Consider the following 20,042-nt stretch of genomic DNA (forward strand, 5'->3'; position numbering starts at 1 on the left):
TGTGAAATTTGTCCCCTCTGAACGAGGAGAGGATTTTCCTCCTTCATTTTTCTAATTACTGAGCGTCTACTGGTGTCTTTGTACGATCTGCATTGTATACATAGAAACCTTTTCCGCTCTTAGCACCGAGGTTACCACCACGTACCATTTTACGGATTAATGGGCAAGCACGATATTTGCTGTCGCCTGTCTCTTTGTAAAGAACGTCCATAATTGCAAGGCAGATATCAAGACCGATGAAATCACCTAACTCTAATGGTCCCATTGGATGGTTTGCACCAAGTTTCATAGCTGCATCGATACCAGCGATATCAGATACACCTTCCATCTTGATGAAAGCTGCTTCGTTGATCATTGGGATTAAGATACGGTTTACAACGAATCCTGCTGCTTCATTTACCTGTACAGGTGTTTTGCCGATTTCTACAGAAATCTTCTTGATAGCTTCTACAGTTTCAACAGGAGTATTTACACCTGCGATAACTTCGATTAATTTCATACGATCTGCTGGGTTGAAGAAATGCATACCAACCATTGGACGGTTTAATCCGTTTCCGATTTCTGTGATAGAAAGGCTGGATGTGTTAGATGCAAAAATACAATCTGGTTTTGCAATCTCATCTAATTCTTTGAATGTTGTTTTCTTAACCTGCATATCTTCAAATGCAGCTTCAACGATTAAATCACAGTCTTTGCAAAGGTTTTCTTTTAAACCAGGAGTGATTTTAGCAACGATTGCATCAACAGCTTCCTGTGTCATTTTTCCTTTTTCTACAAGTCTTGCATAGCCTTTTTTGATTTTTTCTTTTCCAGCTTCTGCCCACTCCTGTTTGATATCACAGAGTGCTACTTCATATCCATCTACCTGAGCAAATGCTTTTGCAATGCCCTGTCCCATTGTTCCTGCGCCAATAACTCCAACTTTCATGTTAGTTCTCCTTTTTATATAAAAACTATAATGTATTACTGCTTACGTAAACGGAACAGCCTGCCGCAGCAAGCCGTTCCAACTATGTAATCTTAGTATTTCTCAACGATTGTAGAGCAGCCCATTCCGCCACCGATACATAAAGTAGCAAGACCTCTCTTAGCATCTCTCTTCTGCATCTCATGTAATAATGTAACTAAGATACGGCATCCTGATGCTCCAACCGGATGTCCAAGTGCGATTGCACCACCGTTTACATTTACTTTAGACATATCGAATTTCAAATCTCTTGCAACAGCGATTGACTGAGCAGCGAATGCTTCGTTTGCTTCGATTAAGTCCATATCGTCGATTGTAAGTCCTGTTCTCTCTAATACTTTTCTTGTAGAAGCAACTGGTCCAACACCCATGATTTCAGGTTCAACACCACCGAGTGCTCCAGCTACCCATGTAGCCATTGGTGTAACACCAAGTTCTTTTGCTTTTTCTTCGCTCATAACAACGATTGCAGCTGCACCATCGTTGATACCGGAAGCATTACCAGCTGTAACAAGTCCGCCTTCTTTTCCAGAACAGCATCTTAATTTTGATAAAGATTCTGCTGTTGTACCTGGACGTGGTCCTTCATCTTTTACGAAATCAACGATTTCTTTCTTAACTTTTACTGGTACTGGTACGATTTCATCATCGAATTTACCTTCAGCAATAGCTTTTTCACATTTCTGCTGGCTGTTTGCTGAGAACTCATCTAATTCTTCTCTTGTAATGCCATATTTATCACATACGTTCTCTGCTGTAATCATCATGTGGTAATGATTGAATGCATCTGTTAATGCATCGTTTACCATTGTATCGATGATTGTTGCATTGTTCATACGATATCCAAAACGAGCTTTTGTCATAGCGTATGGAGCCATGGACATGTTTTCCATACCACCTGCTACAACGATGTCTGCCTGACCAGCAAGAATCTGTGCTGCTGCTTCATTGACACATTTCAAACCGGAACCACAAACTACGTTCAAAGTAACTGCTGGTACTTCAATTGGTAATCCTGCTTTGATAGATGCCTGACGTGCAACGTTCTGTCCCTGTGCTGCCTGGATAACACATCCCATAAGAACTTCGTCAACCTGTTCTGGTTTTACTCCAGCTCTCTTTAATGCTTCTTTGATTACGATTGCTCCTAATTCTGGTGCTGGAGTATTGCTTAATGCTCCACCCATTTTACCAATTGCGGTACGGCATGCGCCTGCTAAAACTACTTTTCCTGCCATTTTCTCGTCTCCTTTTTCTAATAGGTTTCGCTCTGATACTGTTAATTTTTTAACAATATTTGGGCTAAAAAAAAATAAATTTCAAATATTTCATTTAAAATTTATGTTTTCATGGTCGTGAAGTCATAAAACAGCTTGTTTTCCGCTTGTTTACTGACTTTTTCTTACTTCCTCATGCTATCACACTTTACTCTGAAATGCAAGATATTTCTTCTTATTTTTTTCAGTTCCTTTTCGTTGTGGTATCGCATGACCATACCAATATCCCGTATTTTCGGGCTTTTTTTGTTAAAAACTTAACATTGTTTTTTCTAAAAATTAGCAAAAAGAAAGCAGAATTTGTGCACAATACACAATTCTGCTTTCTAATGTGAACGCTATCATTTTTTTAATAAAAGACATGATTTCCGATTACGGTTCCCTGAATGATTCCGTTGTTTCTTCTAAAGTAAAGACAGTTTAACGTAATCTGTCCATCCAGTACCGCCTGTGCTGCCTGCAGACATTCTGCATTGACACCTGCCTCCAGCCGGTACGCCAGCCTGCCGCTTGCCACCGGCGAAAATTGTCCGCTCTGATAAATAACGCCTGCAATCGTACCCGGAAAATAAGAACTTTTTACACGGTTGATGACGACACTTCCAACGGCAAGTTTTCCCTCGTAAGATTCTCCTTCTGCCTCACACTGGATAATGGCTCCTAACAGATAAAGATCCCCATCCGCCGGCACTACGGTAACGTTGGAATAGTCCTCCTGTTCCTGCGCCTTGATTGCCTCTAGTCTTGCGGCGTCTTCTTTTGCCTTTTGTAATTCGAGCTGTTCCTCGTAAGCCTCCATATCGGAAATCTGTTTCTCTAAATCCGATACATTCGACTGCGCATCCTGCAAATCTTGTGCCGCCTCATTGATTTTTGCCTGTGTCGAGGAAATCAGACTGCTTACATTCTCTTTTTTCTTCTGTGCTTCCTGCTGCATTGCCACAAGTTCTTCCTTTTGAGAGGACAGCTCCTCTTTTTGTGCTGCAATGTCCTCCTGAAGCTTGTTATAAGTTTCTAGCATATTACGGTCGTATTCATTAATTTCCTTAATATATTCTGTCCGGTTAAAAAAATCGGATACGGACTCTGACTCAAGCAGCATCTGAAGCATTGTTGTATTCCCATTCTCATACATGTACTGAATGCGAATCTTCATATCTTCATACTGCTTCTTCGAATCCTCCTGTGCTTTCGTAAGCTTTGCATCGGTCTCCTCAATCTCTTCTTCCTTCTCCTGAATCTGTTCCTCTAAATCATTCAATTCACCCGTGACCGTTGAAAGCTGTTTATTTAACCCGGACAAGTCCCCTTCTAAACCCGCTTTTTCATCCGCAATATCGTCTGCGGCATTCTGCGCATCCTCTTTTTGTCTCTGTAAATCTTCTACTTTAGAATGTGCATCATCAATATCCGATTGTGTCGTCTCTGCAAAAACAGAACCGGTACATAAAAAACTGCATAAAAGAATAAGTGCAATCATTCTTGTTACTCTATTTTTTTTCATTGTAATCTCCTAAATTCATCCATCTAACGACATGATAGCAGATTGTATTTCACGTTTCAATATGATAAAATTAGTTATATTTAGCAGAATATTTTTGTTTTGGATAATAAAGGAGGGATATTCATGCAATTTGTAAAAACAGCGGATTTAAAGCCTGGAATGCGGCTTGCAAAACCGATTTACAACCGGATGGGTGTTCTTTTGTACGAGCGTGATACAAAACTTACCATTCAGGGTATCAACAGTATTGAGAATTTTGGTCTTATCGGTATCTTTATCTTAGAGCCTGCGGAGCCACTTCCACCGCTTTCCAAGGAGGATTTGGAATTTGAACAGTACCAGACGGTTTATCTGTTCAAACTTCGTGAAAACATCAAAAAAATTCAGGAACAGAAGAATCCGGAAACTTTGCACGAACTTGTCGAGGACATCATCAAACGATATGGTTCCTTAGATCACCGTTTAAACTTCACGCAAAACCTTAGAAGCTCTGCCGACTTCACCTACAAGCATGCCATCAGCACTGCCATTTTAACTGCTTTGATTGGAAAGCAGATGGAGCTTTCCCATACGGAAAAGATGATTTTGGTGTACGCTTCTCTTCTATATGATATTGGATACTTAAACGTTCCTTATTCGATTTTAGATAAAGGGAAAAATCTTTCGTCTGAGGAAAAGGAGCTCGTACAACGTAAACTTGAGAACGGTTATCAGCTTCTTCACCCGGAGTACAATGATTTTCAGCTGCCGGCAGCTACGTTACAGCTTATTTATTCTTATCTTTTTTCCAAAAATACGCAGCATAATGTGAAAGCGGAGTCCATCTCGCCTGTTGCGCAAAAGCTGCTTCCAATTTTACATACGGCAATCACTTTTGATAAGATGACCGCTATGAACCTGAATCAGACACCTGTTTCAGAGATTGCGGCAATTCGGATTCTTTCCAAAGAGCCTGCCGTTTATCCTGCAAATGTCGTTTATGCGTTATCCCGCGCGATTCATATTTTACCGGTTGGCTGCAGTGTCGAACTGTCCAACGGTGACAAGGCACTTGTCTTGGAGGACAACCCGCAGGATTTCACCAAACCACTTATTTTACGATTTGAAAATAATGAGGTTATCGATTTGAGTGACCCGGATTCTTACGCCGATTATCATGTCATTGATACGATGAAAACAATGGATAACCGTATCAAGATTGATGAAGAAACCTTAAAGCACTTTAAGGCAGATGAGAGAATCATGGAAATTGCCGAACGTTTCCGCCAGAAAAAGGCAAGAATTGCGGCGCAACGCGCTGCGTCGGCATCTTCGGACAATGTCACCGTTTAATTTAACTATATTTGTAATAAAAAAAAGGAGCTGTTACTTCTAATGAGTATCCGGCATACTGGATGCACATTAGAAGTAATGCTCCTTTTTCTTATTATTCTACGGTTGTAATATAGCTGGAAATGCAGTACAGTGTCTGTCCGTTATACTCTACCCTAGACCAGCCGTATTCGTTTGAAATTCCGGTTCTGGTCACAGTCTCACCATTGTGAATGGTTGCAACAACCACGGCATCTGGATTTGTCACACTTGGAAGTGCCCGCAAATTTACCTCCTCTTTTGCAGTTACCGTATCATTGATGCTGGTAAATTTTGTTTTCAGTCCATCCCCGCTGTCCGACGGAGAAATCGAATATCCTAAATCCGTTGTCAGATAATTGGAAACCGCGTAATAAGTCTGTCCGTTATATTCCACCCTGGACCAGCCACTTTCGCTCACACCGGTCCTTGTTGCAGTGTCACCATTTTTCAATGTAACCATAACCTCACTGTCAGTGTCCTGACTCGGCTTATTTCGAAGGTTTGTCTCCTGTTTTGCCGTCACAGTCTCATTAACTGTCTCAAAGTTCATAAGCGCCTCTACATCTGCTGTCACTTCTTCCGGTGCCACATCACTGAGCGCCCCTGTCACACCATCATAGGAAAAATAGGCAACGTTAATATCCACCGTTTTCTTAATTCCGGCAACGGTTCCCTTATTTGTATACTGCCACATCGCATGCGTTCCTGTATAATCCGATGCTGTCGTATCCGGATATGGTGTCGCCGGATATTGGGATACCCACACTTTATAGGTCGTATCAATTCTTGATGTCTCCCAGAGCGCATCATTTATCATCTCATTTTTTGCTGCATAAAACATTGGCGTATAACCTTTTTGATAAATCTCATCCAAAAAGGCAATTGCAATATCCGTTCTCGTCGTCTTATCCAGGGAATATTGACGGTTTTCGCTATCGTTAAATCCTTCACAATTATATGCAACCGGGTACGTAATCTGATACTGTGCAATATAATCTGCCACCCAGTCGGCCTCTTCCACTGCCTCCTCTTTTGTCACTGCACTGGAGAAAAAGTATACTCCAACCTTGATACCAGCTTTTTGTGCCTCCTGCATGTTATATTTTGCAAGCGGATCTTCTGTGATTTCACCTGTTTTTTGTGTACGGTATCCAACACGAATCATTGCAAAATCAATGCCTGCATCTGCCACCTGGCTCCAGTCAATCGTTCCTTGGTATTTTGCGACGTCAATACCAATGGTAATTCCTTTTGTCTCTGCGGCTCCGCTTGCAGCTAAAAGTTTTGTCTCATCCACTGTCGCCCCGTCGCTTTGCACCGGAGCATTTCCTTCATTCTGAGGATCTTGTGTGTCTTCCTGATAGGTAATCTCATCCACCGTATCCTGCTGTTCGGACGCCGTGCTGCTTTGTGTGGAACCCTCCTGTGCTTTCTTCCTTTTTATATTTCCAACCACAAGCATTGCAACCAACAGCAGTGACAAAACAACTGCCACTACAATTGGTATCAGGTATCGTCTATCCTTCTTTTCGTCAAATGATGTCTTCTTTTTCATACAAACCCTTTCTCACAACTTCTATCCCTGTTATCCTGTAACCAATTTTTCTTATAACACCTTTATTTTAGCTCTTTTCCCCGAAGAATACAATTTTTTCTTATTTCTTTCTTAACTCTTTCTTTTCTACATTGCATAGACCGGTAAAATCCCGTATAGTGAAATAAGATTTAATATTTTACAAAAGAAGGGAATCTTACATGACATTTCATTTTACTACATTATTTTTAACCTTTTTCATATACAGTATCCTCGGCTGGATTTTCGAAACCATCTATTGCAGCCTGGTACACCAGTCCTGGGACAACCGTGGCATGTTAAACGGCCCGTATTGTCCTATCTATGGTTGCGGCGCCATTCTTGCCATCCATGTCTGTGCGCATTTTAACAGCCCGGTTCTGATTTTTTTCGTATGCGCACTTGGCTCTGCTATTTTAGAGTATGCCACTTCTTACCTGACGGAAAAGTTCTTCCACACCGTCTGGTGGGATTACAGTTATCTTCCTTTTAACCTAAATGGGAGAATCTGCCTTACCGTAGCGCTTGGGTTCGGACTTGGCGGCCTGGTTGTCACCTACATGATTGGACCTTTTGTGCATGGAATCATCCGTCATATTCCATTTTTTATCCAGGAACCTCTTGCCCTTATCTGCATGGCAATTTTTGCCGCCGACCTGACATTAACCCTGGATGCATTAACCTCTTTAAACCAGAAGCTTACCACATTAGAAGACCAGATTAACAATAATATTTCAGAACGGTATGATGCCTTTCTTTGCAAAACCAAAGAAAAATTTTCTTTAGAAGAATTTAAAGAAAAATTCACCACGGACGAGATTAAAAATATGTTACCCTCGTTAAATTTTCCACAAATACATGTGTTGAAAAGCTCACTTGGATTTCGGAAAGTGGATTATAGCGATTTGGGGAAAAAGTTAAAACAGACGATTTCGGAGCATAAAAAAAAGAGGGAATGATTGATCATCATCATTCCCTTAAAAATATTATGCCTCTATATTTTTTAGTCATTCTTCGTTTCAAGTACCTGTACGTTATACTCCGAGTCCTCATTCTTGCCCGTTTCAGTATCACTCCCTCTATATCTCACAATCAGATAATCGCCACTCCAATCAAATACAATATCATTTGAATGTGGAACTGACATTAATTCTGTTTCCTCACCTGTTAATGTATGACTGTAAATCTTGTAATCTTCCTTGAACAAATAAATAATACCGCTGTCATAACCTATTATTCTGGTATTGTTATCCCCAGTATCATATAATATTTTACTCTCTCCTGTATCAATATCTAAACAAAAAAGAATATCTTTTTTGATATCATGTTGATATAAATCCACACTTGTTCTGGCATTATCGGACACATTCATAATTCCAATAATCGTGTCTTTTCCCTCTGGAATCATATATTGCTGAAATAATTGTGATCTATTATATTCATTTCCTTCAAAACAACTAATCGAGTACTCTTTTTCTCCTTCTACCTGGTAACTATATGGCATTTCTGCCTTTGCTCTCTTATCCCTTCTTATCACAACATTCTTATTTCCAACTTTCACATTTTGTTCTGTATCTGTTGAAATACCATCATTAGTTTCAAAAAAGGAATTTGTCTCCTCTAAATCCGTTGCAAAATTAGCATCCTCTGCTGCTCTATATGCATATTTATCGTTCTCCCCTGTCATAATATAGAGATAGCCATTTTCAAGATAAATCTGTAAATTATCTGCTTTGGGATTTTCATAAATACATTCTTCCTCTTTTGTTTCTAAGTTGACCCTGTTTATTTTCTCACGCCCCTCTAACTTATAGGTATAAAACAAGTATTTGTCCGATATGCGATATGTTTGAACCACATACTCTGCTTGGTATAGTAATTCTTGTGATTTTGTTTCATAGGAATAGCGATAAATATCACAATATGGATCCATATAATAATAATATTGCTTTTGCATCTGATTATTCGTACTGCACTGTTGCGCATTTATACATATCACCCGAAACAAACCTTCTTTTGAAAAGACTGCATTTTCTCGCATTGTACATCCACCTGCAATTAGCACAATCACCAAACATAACACAACATAAAAATTTCTCTTTTTCAAGTTTTCTTACCCCCAACTAGTATTTTTATATTTTGGGAAATCTCCCATCAACGCTTGTTTTACTCCTATTGTGCTGATTATCGCAGGATCAGAACCTATGCACTGAATTGCTTCCTCTAAAGTAGTTTTTTCATCTGAAGATACATATATACCACTATTCTCTTGTTTGTATATATTATGTGCAACATACTTTCCTTCATCCGTTTTTGTAATACATACTGTATGTATCATTTGCGATATATCATTTTGATCATTGTATACGGTCACAATAATAACATCGTTATTACTTCCTAACTGGTTAATTATATTTACATCTGTGGAATCTGTCATGTCTACTACATATCCCTCTTTGCGAAAATAATCAGCAATTGCATTCGAATTCACTCCAAATTCGCCATTAAACATAGCACCTGTTTTCTCATAACCCTCAATTAAAGATATCATTGTATCTGCAGATGCTGCATTTCCTAAAGCAGACAGCGCATTATAAGTCGCGATAATTTCGCAGCCTGAATAACTCATATTCGAATGAACACTATTTCCGAATCTAACTTTCTCCCAATGTGCCTGATTCTCAATATAGAATCCATCGGGAGGTATATATCCTTTCTTTCGCAATTCCTCCCTATTTTCTGCTACATTGTCTTTTCTTACTTTTTCACTAATAAAATTTGCTTTCTGTAATATATCAAACATCTCTAATACAGACTTATTATCGATATTTTGTGGTATAAACGCTTTGATTTTTGATTCGTAAAAATCCCTTATAAGCTTTATGTTTTGATTAATTTCTTCTACTGATTTTACCCCTCTTTTTGCGCAAGTACAAAGTATTTCTTCTATATCAATTCTTCTGTCCCACACGCCAATTCCCTGTGTCTCACGCTCTTGTGCTGCATCCTTTAAGTTCTGCTCTGCCTCCAGCATAGCCTCATATACATCTTTGTTATCCTCATGCTGCTGATAAAATACCTGGCTGATATTAGCTAATGTATAGACATCTTTATCTGTGTAAAAGCTGTTGCTTTCATAATTTGCAATTGCAGCTGTGTTCAATCCGATTTTTGCAATACAGGTATTCAAACTCGATAGTAACAATTCCACAAAATTCTCCAGCACTGTTACGGTACTGCTTTCCTGATTCTGGATTGTTGTAATAAAATTCAATAGCTCCTGATCCAACTGCTCATGTAGTTCTAATACACCATTAATTAACATCATGGATTCTTAATTGCTTCTGGACAGCCATAATTTTTTATTAATAGGAGTACAGGAGTTGTAAGTTGTTAGAAGTCAGTCCTAAAATATAACTCTAATTAAAATTATAACCAACCATATTCTTCCAAATATTTATCTGGTATTCTCAATCTAACTAACTTATCTATCTCTTTCCAATAAATCGCATAATTACACTCATCATCCCATTCGATATTGCTTTGTAATGACACAGTATCTTCTCCAAATAAAATACTGCATCCAAAATGACCTCTATCATAGTTATATACAACGATATAGTAATTATAAAGTGTAAATTTAATGCTAAACATTTTATATGGTTCATCGGTAACTGAAGAAAGCGTTATGTTATTTATCCTATCTCCAAATATTAGTTTTGCATTTCTAATTATCTCTTTTGCTGTATCATTTGCATTACTTTTCTGCATACCAAAATCCTCCTTCTTCTCTTAAATATAAATATCCCCATTTTTCCTGCAAATGTTTCCATTCCTTATCCGTGAATGATCCTGAATACTCTTTCAGCTCTGGATTATGTGTAAATCTAATAGTTTTTCCTTCACTTGCAGCCTTGTCTAATGCTGGAACATTAAAATACTCAAACATATTTTGATATGATAAATTATAATTAGCAAGTGTAGCATCATACAAGCCATCCTTCATATCAAAATACATATCTCCATTTTTATGTGCTATTACATTGTATGAATCGGCACCTGCAATTTTCCAATTTTCACTGCCATCTGGATTAACGGTAGGTCTAAATTTACCTAAAGTCATTGTATCTGAATTTTCATTATGAATACCTTTTCCAAAAATATCTTGGTATTTATCCAATGGAATCTTCCCATCTACTTTTCCATCAATTATTTCTAATCCATTAATAGTTGTTTTACCACTTTTTACAGAAGCACCATCACCTACATCATTTAATACTGAACCTCCTCCGTCTCCAACATCTCCAAGCTTCGGCTTCTCTAGTTTCTTCGCTCCCGCTTCAATTCCATTCAATCCCTTCGCAGTTGCCATACTTGCTGCCATACCTGCTAACATTCCTGCAGTTTGATTTCCGGTCAGGTCAGTGGTTACTTTCTGGGCTCCTGCACCTGCTGCTGTTGATATTCCTTCTTTTGCAACAATCGTTGCTCCACTTCGGAATGTCAAATTTCCTGCCGCAGATGCCTGACCAATTGGTATCATTGCGGAGGCTGCGAATGCGAAAGCACTCTCTGTCAGGTAGTATGCTTCCTCATTCCCCTGAAAAACCACATCTTTTAGATTGTTTACCGCGGTACTGTCAATATCTCCCATACTTCCATAGTAGATATCCTGGGCTCCCTCTGCGGAATCTGCAATTCCAAAAATGGTGGTTCCGGTTCCAACAATTCCCTCTGCGGCTGCAACAATTGGTGTTGCTGTTCCCCATGATGCGACTATACATACTCCGCCTACTACAAGCAAACCTACTCCGAAAACGGTCTTCCACACTCCCTGCGTCTCACGTTCTTCTGCTGCATCCTTTAGGTTCTGTTCCGCTTCACAGATTGCATCATATACATCTTTATTGTCTTCGTGCTGCTGATAAAACAGTTCACTGATATTGGCAAGTGCATACACGTCCTTATCTGTATAAAAGCTGTTGCTTTCATAACTTGCAATTGCTGCTGTGTTCAATCCGATTTTTGCAAATGCCAGAAACTGCTCCCTGTATTTTTCCGGTGTAAGACTCCGTATCCGAATAATTGGTGCTTAGTTTTGTCCGAAATGCACGGATTGCCTCCTCGCTAAGTTTAAAATTTGTAGAATTGTCAATATCATAATACCCGGCTTTGTATAATGTCATGTTATCAAGCAGGTTCTGCGCTGTGACTCTTATACTTGAAAGCATTGTGATATGTACATCGGTCAGATAACTTTTTACTGCATCTCCTGTTTCTCCGGTAAACACTGCATTTTTTATAAAAAAATTAATGCAGTTCTCACAAGTATCAATTTTATTCATCAGATTCTCTAAATTTGTTTTGTACTCCCAGAACAAATCATAGATATCTGTATAATTAATTTGAAACCCTTCCATTTTCCTCTCCTGTCATTCTTATGAAAAATATTATATTTCTCGAATAACTGCCCCTATTGTGACTTACCCTATCATTTAATTGTAATGTTCTTATAAATTACTGTCAATATTTCAAAAAAGGGTTATTGCATAGAATCTTATATCTTCTATGCAATAACCCAAATTTTAAATCTTATAAATTCTTCACTTTTGCAATATCTACCGGTGTCAACGTATCCATTGCGGTCTCTAAGCTTCTTGCTAATGCATTGGCGGTATCCATTGCAGTGATACAATAAACACCTGTCTCGATTGCATTTCTTCGAATCAGGAAACCGTCACGGCTCTTATCACCATTTCCCTGTGTAGGAGTGTCGATAACCAAATCAATCTTATGTCCTAAGATTAAGTCCATCACATTTGGTGACTCCTGGGAAATCTTATTGACACGAAGTGCATTTACACCATGCTCCTGCAGGTATTTTGCGGTACTTCTTGTCGCATAAATCTTGTATCCTAATGCTTCAAAACGTTTTGCAACACCAACTGCCTCTGGCTTGTCGGCATCTTTTACCGTCATAATCATCTGTTTGTATTTTGGAAGTGTCACACCAGCTCCCAGGAATGCTTTGTACAAAGCTTCGTTGAAAGTCTTTGCGATACCAAGACACTCACCGGTTGACTTCATTTCCGGTCCTAAGGAAATCTCGGCACCACGCAATTTTTCAAAGGAGAATACCGGCATCTTGATTGCAATATAATCTGCAACCGGTGCAAGTCCAGGTTCATAACCCATTCCTTTGATGGTATCTCCAATAATTACCTTGGTTGCAAGGTCAACGATTGGAATACCGGTTACTTTACTGATATATGGTACGGTTCTGGAAGAACGTGGGTTTACCTCGATGACGTAAACCTGTTCATCCATGACGATAAACTGAATGTTAATCAATCCGACAACGTGAAGTGCCTTTGCAAGACGTTTGGTATATTCTACAATCATCTCTTTGACTGGCTCACTGATGGTTGGTGCCGGATAAACAGAAATACTGTCACCGGAGTGAACACCAGTACGTTCGATGTGTTCCATGATACCTGGAATTAAGATATCGGTTCCATCACATACGGCGTCAACTTCGATTTCTTTTCCCTGTAAGTATTTATCAACCAGGATTGGATGATCCTGTGCAATTCGGTTGATGATTCCGATGAACTCTTCGATTTCTTCATCGTTGAATGCAATCTTCATACCCTGTCCGCCTAATACATAGGAAGGACGAACCAAAACCGGGTATCCAAGACGGTTTGCCACCTCTTTTGCCTCTTCTGCTGTAAATACGGTTCCGCCTGCTGCTCTTGGGATTCCGGTCTGCTCTAAGATTTCGTCAAATAATTCACGATCTTCTGCTGCATCTACATCCTCTGCTTTTGTTCCAAGAATCTTAACGCCCATCTTCATCAAGTCTTCTGTCAACTTGATGGCGGTCTGTCCACCGAACTGAACAACGGCTCCGTCCGGTTTCTCTAAACGTACAATTGCCTCCACATCTTCTGGAGTCAGCGGCTCAAAGTAAAGCTTGTCTGCAATATCAAAGTCTGTTGAAACAGTCTCCGGGTTGTTATTGACAATAACAGTCTCCCATCCTTCTTTTGCAAATGCCCAGGTACTGTGAACGGAACAGTAATCGAACTCGATACCCTGACCGATACGGATTGGACCGGAACCAAGTACTAATACTTTTTTCTTTGGATTGGTTTCTACGGCTTCGTTTTCGCTTCCGAATACAGAGTAGTAGTAAGGTGTTGTTGCCTCAAACTCTGCTGCACAGGTATCTACCATCTTGAAGGCTGCCACAATGCCATTTTCGTAACGCATATCGTGGATTTCTTCTTTTGTTTTTCCAGTTAAATCTGCAATCACGTGGTCTGGGAACTCGATACGTTTTGCTTCTTTTAACAATTCTATGGTGAGTGGCTCGTTCTTTAATTTTTCTTCCATCTCCACTAAGATTGCTAACTTATCAATAAACCAGATATCAATCTTGGTGATGGCATGAATCTTGTCGTAGCTGACACCACGGCGAAGTGCCTCTGCGATAACCCAAATTCGTCTGTCGTCTACCACAGCTAACTGTTCCATGAGCTGTTCATCGGTAAGATTTGTAAAGTCATAAGACATTAAACTGTCTACATGCTGCTCTAAGGAACGGATTGCTTTCATCAAAGCACCTTCGAAGTTATTACAGATACTCATAACCTCACCGGTTGCTTTCATCTGAGTGGTAAGTGTTCTCTTTGCTGTAATGAATTTATCAAATGGAAGTCTTGGAATCTTTACAACGCAGTAGTCTAACATTGGCTCAAAACTTGCATAAGTTTTTCCGGTGATTGCATTTTTAATTTCATCTAAAGTGTATCCTAATGCAATCTTAGCAGCAACTTTTGCAATTGGATATCCAGTTGCCTTAGAAGCTAATGCAGAAGAACGGGATACACGAGGGTTTACCTCGATGACACAGTATTCAAAAGAATCTGGATTCAGCGCATACTGTACGTTACATCCACCTGTGATATTTAATTCGGAGATAATGTTTAATGCAGAAGTACGAAGCATCTGATACTCTTTATCACCTAATGTCTGGGATGGTGCAACTACGATAGAGTCTCCGGTATGAACACCAACCGGGTCAATGTTTTCCATGTTACATACGGTAATACAGTTACCGTTTGCATCACGCATTACCTCGTACTCAATCTCTTTCCAGCCGGCGATACATCTTTCTACCAATACTTCACCAACACGGCTTAAACGAAGACCGTTTGTTAAAATATCTACTAATTCCTGTTCGTTGTGTGCGATACCACCGCCGCTTCCACCAAGGGTGTAAGCAGGACGAAGTACAACCGGATAACCGATGGTGTTGGTAAACTTGATACCATCTTCTACATTATGTACAACCTGGGAAGCTGCACATGGTTCTCCGATTTTTTCCATTGTATCTTTGAACGCCTGACGATCCTCTGCTTTAAAAATGGTCTCTGCTGTTGTACCAATCAGCTTCACACCATATTTTTCCAGAATACCTTTTTCCTCTAATTCCATACCGAGGTTTAATCCAGCCTGTCCACCTAAGGTTGGAAGAACGCTGTCCGGTTTTTCTTTTGCAATAATCTGCTCTAATACAGAAGCGGTTAATGGTTCAATGTAAACCTGGTCTGCAATTTCTTTATCTGTCATGATGGTTGCCGGGTTAGAGTTAACTAACACAACTTCCACACCTTCTTCTTTTAAAGAACGGCAAGCCTGCGTACCTGCGTAGTCAAACTCTGCTGCCTGTCCAATGACAATAGGGCCGGAACCAATTACTAAAACTTTTTTAATCTCTTTATTTCTAGGCATTTTCTATCTCCTTTTCCTTTTTGCTGCTGTTTTCTCTTGTTATGACATCATATCAATAAATCTATCAAACAGATAAGAAGAATCCTGTGGTCCCGGGCAAGCTTCCGGATGGAACTGTACGGTGAAAATATTTTTTCCTACATATTCCAAACCTTCATTTGTTCCGTCGTTTACATTGACAAATGCCGGTTTTGCAATCTTTGGATCTAAGGTATCGGTATCCACAACATATCCGTGGTTCTGGGATGAGATGTAGACACGGTTTGTTGCAAGATCTTTTACCGGATGATTTCCTCCGCGGTGTCCGTATTTCATTTTATGGGTATCAGCACCGGTTGCAAGAGCCATCAACTGGTGTCCTAAACAAATTGCAAAAATAGGGGTATTGGAATCATATAATTTCTTGATTTCCTGAATGATATCCTGACATTCCTTTGGATCTCCAGGTCCATTACTGAGCATGATTCCGTCAGGATTTGACGCAAGAATTTCTTCTGCTTTTGTATGCGCCGGATAAATGGTAACTTCACATCCGCGCTTATTTAAAGACTGGGCGATATTATTTTTTGCACCGAAGTCAAGAAGTGCAACTTTCTTTCCGGTACCTTTCAATACTCGTGGTTTGTCACAGGTAACTTTGTCTACCACGTTTCCTGTTGTGTATGCTTTTAATTTGGGAATAATTTCTTCTATATTATAGTTCTCGTTTGTGGTAATCATACCGTTCATGGTACCCTTCTCACGAAGAATCTTCGTCAAAGCACGAGTGTCAATTCCGGCAATACCAGGAATATCATGCTTTGTTAAAAAGTCCTGAATCGTTCCTTCACACCGGAAATTGCTTGGCATTCTGGATAATTCTCTTACAATATAACCATCCGGCCAAGGTTTACCAGATTCCATATCTGGTGTAATTCCATAGTTACCAATCAATGGATAAGTCATAACAACTGCCTGTCCCGCATAAGAAGGATCTGTTAACACCTCCAAATAACCGGTCATTGAAGTGTTGAATACGATTTCGCTAATCACTTCTTTTGTGGAACCAATGCTGGTTCCGGCAAAAACATTCCCGTCTTCGAGTATTAAAAATGCTTTCATTCGTTTCCCTGCCTTTCTTTTTTACGTTTGCAATTAAATTTACCCGCAAAAAAAAAAACGTTTCCGTTTTTTTCTAAAGTAATCGCTATTCATTTGCCACAATCGGCTGTTCACTTTTTGGAACCGCCGATTGCTTAAATTGTTATGAGTTTATCATAAGTAACACTTTTTTTCAACCTTTTTGCCCGAATAAATCATACAGATATTTTTTCAGAACAATTTAATTTTTATGCACTATCGACAAAACACTATTGTGCCTCATAATATTGCCAGAAATCACTGGTCGTCTGATATGGTGCAAGGTCGTCTTTCCAATACGCAACACTGTTAGACCCTGCCAGATACAAATGAGTAGATGCATAGTGATAAGTAAAATTGATTCTTATTTTGTCCTTACAAACAGAATAATTACTGTAAAAGCGATTATCGACCACTTCGCCTGACATCGTTCTCGCCAAAAGTTCCGGTGTAATGCCCTCTGCCTCTTTTAGTGATGGCTCCTGGTCACATAACGCATTATAATAACTTTGTTCAAATTCTTCATCATGAGAAAGAACATCTTCTATATAATAAAGTTCTCCCGTCTGCACATTAAAATTCAATGCATAAATATCACATTTCTCTAATATCGTATCTCCCATCCAATAATGATCCGTGAATGTAACGCTCAGAAGATGATTGTCCATATAGGTTACCTGATAATTGACCTCTGTCATATAATTATACTTTCCTAAGGATTCATCCATTTGATAGGCTTCATCGATTGTCGGATAAATCATGTCCATATAATAGCAGGCTGTATCCCGAATCTTCTGGTTGATAACGGATGCATCCCGTCCATCTGCAAATACAAGCTGTGGATAGTTTACATTAATTTTCTTTACTCCTGCCTGCTTATCCTCATTAAAGGAAAAATTTTGCGGGTCTAACGTATAGCCACAATCCTCTGACATATACATATCGCTCTCTTTTACAAGAATGGTCTCACCACGTCCATCCGAGCACTCTACCTTCTCTAACGCATCGCCCGCACTGCTCTCTGTTTCATTCTCCGTTTCCTCTGTCGAATCAGTTCCTTCCGATGGCGTCACTTGTGTTCTTGGCTCTGGCAGACTTGGTTCAATCCCTTCCGCCACAACATGATAAACCGAAAATGTCACAGCTATAACTACAATTATAGTTAAAAAGATACTGATTACTGCCACAATCGCACCGGTTGAAACGTTCCCCTTTGGCTGCAAAGAGAAATCTTCCAGACTTTTTACCGTCATTGGCAGATAATTCTTCTGTGGATTTCCCGATAAAACCGGCTGAAATTTCTGGCGATAGAAAAATGGTGCTGCCGCAATCGGAATGACATTAACTGTCACCTGTTCCAATCCTAAACACTCTTTGGCATACCCTCTCATATAAAGAACAAGCGCTTTCCCGTATCCTCTACGTTGATACACCGGTCTGACATAAAGCATGGTAATATGCCCGTTTTTCTGCATCGCAGAGACTGCGCAAAGCTCTCCCTGTTCAAATAAGCCCCACAAAAACAAGTTTCCTTCGTGTACCTGTCTCCAGATTGTCTCAAGGTTTACATAATCATTGTATAGGGCAACCTCTTCCTCGGAATGAACCAGAGGAAGCAGGCATACCCGGTATGTTTCATGCGCAACATTTATCGCACGCTGGATTTCATGTTCTTCTAATAATCTGATGTTCATTGTTTGTCTCCCTGTCTTTTTGGCTTTCACATCTTCTTATTATCATATCACATTTGAATCCAAATTGTCTATTTTCCTTCGTATTTTACCCATTTTACAAGTGAAGTACCACTGCATTCTTTTCCATTACCGGTCGCATACAAGGCAAACAGATTTCCGGTAAATGCACCACCGGTCTCCGTCGTCAGATACGCCACTTCCCCTTGTCCTGCCGGTATCCATCCTGTACCTGGCTTTGCATAGGAAAAACGGTACCATTCTTTATCTGCCTCTATCTGGAACAAAACGCTGTCCTTCTGATATGGAATTGCCCACTCCACCTTCCAGAGACTTCCAATCCGGCGGCGAAGCAATAACTGTTTCATTCCATTTACATTTGTAATTGCAATCTCGTAATGATGATTCCGATTTAAAAAGATACTAAGTCCAGCCTCTTCTCCATCTTCTTTGAAATCCGTAAGTATTTCTGTCTGGATTTTGCAAAAATGGTGTTCCTGGCGCACGCCAAGGAAAGTGCTTTTTTTCGTATCGGAAATGGTTGCCGCCCTTCCTTTTAAAAGAAGTCCTTTTCCTGGCTCAACCTTTACAAAATCGCCCCAGTTCTCATCCGGTTCGTAGAGACTAACCCAGCGCGCACTTATCTTTTCCCTGGAAAAATCATCCTGCCACTGATACACTTCTCCTGCAACCGGCATGGAAATGGCATCCTCTTTTCCGCTTCTTTTGTCTGGAAGTTCTTTTCGATTCACGGACATTTGTTCTTCGATTACGCCATTTTTTCCACAAACCGGCCAGCCATCTTCGTTCCATTCCACCGGGAAAAGGAAGGTCTCCCTGCCAAGGTTGTGCTTTGGCGGATAATAGATTGGGCGGATTCCAAGGCAAATGCCCCACCAGTTGCCGTAGATATCATCCACCAAATCTGCGTGACCGGTTGCCATAATTGCCGCACCCAGGCTTCGGTTGGATAAAATCGGATTTCCCTCGTATGCCACGTATGGACCTTCGATATTCCGGCTTCTTGCAATCGTTTCCATATGACCATATTCCGTTCCACCCTCAGCAATCATCATATAATACCAGCCATCTTTTTTATAAAGATGCGGGCCTTCCGGGCAGCAGCCTCCGGTGCCTTCCCACACAACCTTTCCTTTGGAAAGTATCTCTCCTGTGTCCGGATTTATTTTGCAAAGATATGCGCCCTGATTACTGCCACAGCAATAGACGCTGCCATCATCATCCCAGAAAAGGGACGGATCAATGCCTGGGAAGTCAACCCAGACCGGATCTGACCAGGTTCCATACGGATCTTTTGTTGTCACAATAAAGTTGCCGTAACGGGAATCCTCCATCTCTGCGGTTGCCACATTCGTACAGATGACATAAAATGTTCCGTCATGATACCGGATGGTCGGCGCGTAGATTCCACTTGCGTTTGGGCTGCCAATCATAAGAGGCAGCGTTTTCGGATTCGTCATACAATGGCCAATCAATTCCCAATCCACAAGATTGGTACTGTGAAAAACCGGTATTCCCGGAAAATATTCAAATGTGCTTGTTACCAAAAAATAGTCTTCCCCTACCCGGCAGATACTTGGGTCCGGGTGAACCCCTGAAAGAATTGGATTCTGATATTGCATGTAAAAACCTCCTGTATATCCATTTTTTCCTATGTTATCACACCGCCGGGTATGCGAATACCAGAACAATTCTTACTTTTCTACCACAACTATTCTCACTTTTTCTAAAAATACGA

15 protein-coding genes are annotated in these 20,042 nt (G+C 40.1%); 2 read left to right on the forward strand and 13 right to left on the reverse strand.

All coding sequences use genetic code 11. The annotated features are described in order from the left end of the window. Positions 1 to 55: 55 nt before the first annotated feature. The 3 genes from BIV16_RS10625 to BIV16_RS10635 all read right to left on the reverse strand — a co-directional run bounded on the left by BIV16_RS10625 (position 56) and on the right by BIV16_RS10635 (position 3,748). Positions 56 to 928, reverse strand: coding sequence for a 3-hydroxyacyl-CoA dehydrogenase family protein (locus BIV16_RS10625; RefSeq protein WP_075680766.1), 873 nt, complete (start codon positions 926 to 928; stop codon positions 56 to 58). A 92-nt stretch (positions 929 to 1,020) separates the two neighbouring features. Next, positions 1,021 to 2,205 (reverse strand): acetyl-CoA C-acetyltransferase, encoded by a 1,185-nt coding sequence (locus BIV16_RS10630; protein ID WP_075680767.1) that lies wholly within the window; start codon positions 2,203 to 2,205, stop codon positions 1,021 to 1,023. Between the two features lie 388 nt (positions 2,206 to 2,593). Then, complete coding sequence (locus BIV16_RS10635) at positions 2,594 to 3,748, reverse strand: cell wall hydrolase (RefSeq protein WP_075680768.1); 1,155 nt, start codon at positions 3,746 to 3,748, stop codon at positions 2,594 to 2,596. 123 nt (positions 3,749 to 3,871) lie between these two features. Here BIV16_RS10635 and BIV16_RS10640 point away from each other — a divergent pair, with 123 nt between their 5' ends. Further along, the gene (locus tag BIV16_RS10640; RefSeq protein ID WP_075680769.1) at positions 3,872 to 5,080 is read left to right on the forward strand and encodes an HD-GYP domain-containing protein; all 1,209 of its coding nucleotides are present in this window, start codon (positions 3,872 to 3,874) and stop codon (positions 5,078 to 5,080) included. 94 nt (positions 5,081 to 5,174) lie between these two features. On the opposite strand, the gene BIV16_RS10645 is transcribed toward BIV16_RS10640, so the two are convergent. Further along, the gene (locus BIV16_RS10645) at positions 5,175 to 6,656 is read right to left on the reverse strand and encodes a GH25 family lysozyme (RefSeq protein WP_075680770.1); all 1,482 of its coding nucleotides are present in this window, start codon (positions 6,654 to 6,656) and stop codon (positions 5,175 to 5,177) included. A 200-nt stretch (positions 6,657 to 6,856) separates the two neighbouring features. On the opposite strand from BIV16_RS10645, the gene BIV16_RS10650 reads away from it, so the two are divergent. After that, entirely contained in the window at positions 6,857 to 7,633 is a 777-nt protein-coding gene (locus BIV16_RS10650; protein ID WP_075680771.1) for a putative ABC transporter permease, read from the forward strand. 44 nt (positions 7,634 to 7,677) lie between these two features. On the opposite strand, the gene BIV16_RS10655 is transcribed toward BIV16_RS10650, so the two are convergent. The 9 genes from BIV16_RS10655 to BIV16_RS10695 form a co-directional block, all read right to left on the reverse strand. Continuing rightward, positions 7,678 to 8,715, reverse strand: a complete 1,038-nt coding sequence (locus BIV16_RS10655) for a hypothetical protein (protein ID WP_143524753.1) — start codon at positions 8,713 to 8,715, stop codon at positions 7,678 to 7,680. Positions 8,716 to 8,787: 72 nt separating this feature from the next. Next, entirely contained in the window at positions 8,788 to 10,002 is a 1,215-nt protein-coding gene (locus tag BIV16_RS10660) for a C39 family peptidase (RefSeq protein WP_075680773.1), read from the reverse strand. 101 nt (positions 10,003 to 10,103) lie between these two features. Continuing rightward, complete coding sequence (locus BIV16_RS10665) at positions 10,104 to 10,445, reverse strand: hypothetical protein (protein WP_075680774.1); 342 nt, start codon at positions 10,443 to 10,445, stop codon at positions 10,104 to 10,106. Then, the gene (locus BIV16_RS10670; RefSeq protein ID WP_242940388.1) at positions 10,432 to 11,691 is read right to left on the reverse strand and encodes a hypothetical protein; all 1,260 of its coding nucleotides are present in this window, start codon (positions 11,689 to 11,691) and stop codon (positions 10,432 to 10,434) included. The genes BIV16_RS10665 and BIV16_RS10670 overlap by 14 nt, the downstream gene beginning before the upstream one ends. Then, a complete protein-coding gene (locus BIV16_RS10675; RefSeq protein WP_075680775.1) occupies positions 11,663 to 12,094 on the reverse strand; it encodes a T7SS effector LXG polymorphic toxin in 432 nt (143 codons plus the stop codon). Before BIV16_RS10675 ends, BIV16_RS10670 begins: the two co-directional genes overlap by 29 nt. A gap of 172 nt (positions 12,095 to 12,266) precedes the next feature. Beyond that, positions 12,267 to 15,473 carry a carbamoyl-phosphate synthase large subunit gene (gene carB, locus BIV16_RS10680; RefSeq protein ID WP_075680776.1) on the reverse strand — a complete coding sequence of 1,069 codons (3,207 nt, stop codon included), beginning with the start codon at positions 15,471 to 15,473 and terminating at the stop codon, positions 12,267 to 12,269. A gap of 39 nt (positions 15,474 to 15,512) precedes the next feature. Next, positions 15,513 to 16,574 (reverse strand): carbamoyl phosphate synthase small subunit, encoded by a 1,062-nt coding sequence (locus tag BIV16_RS10685; protein WP_075680777.1) that lies wholly within the window; start codon positions 16,572 to 16,574, stop codon positions 15,513 to 15,515. A 248-nt stretch (positions 16,575 to 16,822) separates the two neighbouring features. Next, a complete protein-coding gene (locus BIV16_RS10690; protein ID WP_075680778.1) occupies positions 16,823 to 18,286 on the reverse strand; it encodes a GNAT family N-acetyltransferase in 1,464 nt (487 codons plus the stop codon). A gap of 68 nt (positions 18,287 to 18,354) precedes the next feature. Next, on the reverse strand, positions 18,355 to 19,926 hold the full coding sequence (locus BIV16_RS10695; RefSeq protein ID WP_075680779.1) for a glycoside hydrolase family 43 protein: 1,572 nt from the start codon (positions 19,924 to 19,926) through the stop codon (positions 18,355 to 18,357). Positions 19,927 to 20,042 lie beyond the last annotated feature (116 nt).

The organism is Roseburia sp. 831b, from assembly GCF_001940165.2.
In the GTDB taxonomy this organism is placed as follows: Bacteria; Bacillota; Clostridia; order Lachnospirales; family Lachnospiraceae; genus Roseburia.

Bases quoted from the DNA above. Each gene is read 5' to 3' on its own strand.
- BIV16_RS10625 (WP_075680766.1), bottom strand. From the start codon at position 928: ATGAAAGTTGGAGTTATTGGCGCAGGAACAATGGGACAGGGCATTGCA.
- BIV16_RS10630 (WP_075680767.1), bottom strand. From the start codon at position 2,205: ATGGCAGGAAAAGTAGTTTTAGCAGGCGCATGCCGTACCGCAATTGGT.
- BIV16_RS10635 (WP_075680768.1), bottom strand. From the start codon at position 3,748: ATGAAAAAAAATAGAGTAACAAGAATGATTGCACTTATTCTTTTATGC.
- BIV16_RS10640 (WP_075680769.1), top strand. From the start codon at position 3,872: ATGCAATTTGTAAAAACAGCGGATTTAAAGCCTGGAATGCGGCTTGCA.
- BIV16_RS10645 (WP_075680770.1), bottom strand. From the start codon at position 6,656: ATGAAAAAGAAGACATCATTTGACGAAAAGAAGGATAGACGATACCTG.
- BIV16_RS10650 (WP_075680771.1), top strand. From the start codon at position 6,857: ATGACATTTCATTTTACTACATTATTTTTAACCTTTTTCATATACAGT.
- BIV16_RS10655 (WP_143524753.1), bottom strand. From the start codon at position 8,715: ATGCGAGAAAATGCAGTCTTTTCAAAAGAAGGTTTGTTTCGGGTGATA.
- BIV16_RS10660 (WP_075680773.1), bottom strand. From the start codon at position 10,002: ATGATGTTAATTAATGGTGTATTAGAACTACATGAGCAGTTGGATCAG.
- BIV16_RS10665 (WP_075680774.1), bottom strand. From the start codon at position 10,445: ATGCAGAAAAGTAATGCAAATGATACAGCAAAAGAGATAATTAGAAAT.
- BIV16_RS10675 (WP_075680775.1), bottom strand. From the start codon at position 12,094: ATGGAAGGGTTTCAAATTAATTATACAGATATCTATGATTTGTTCTGG.
- carB (WP_075680776.1), bottom strand. From the start codon at position 15,473: ATGCCTAGAAATAAAGAGATTAAAAAAGTTTTAGTAATTGGTTCCGGC.
- BIV16_RS10685 (WP_075680777.1), bottom strand. From the start codon at position 16,574: ATGAAAGCATTTTTAATACTCGAAGACGGGAATGTTTTTGCCGGAACC.
- BIV16_RS10690 (WP_075680778.1), bottom strand. From the start codon at position 18,286: ATGAACATCAGATTATTAGAAGAACATGAAATCCAGCGTGCGATAAAT.
- BIV16_RS10695 (WP_075680779.1), bottom strand. From the start codon at position 19,926: ATGCAATATCAGAATCCAATTCTTTCAGGGGTTCACCCGGACCCAAGT.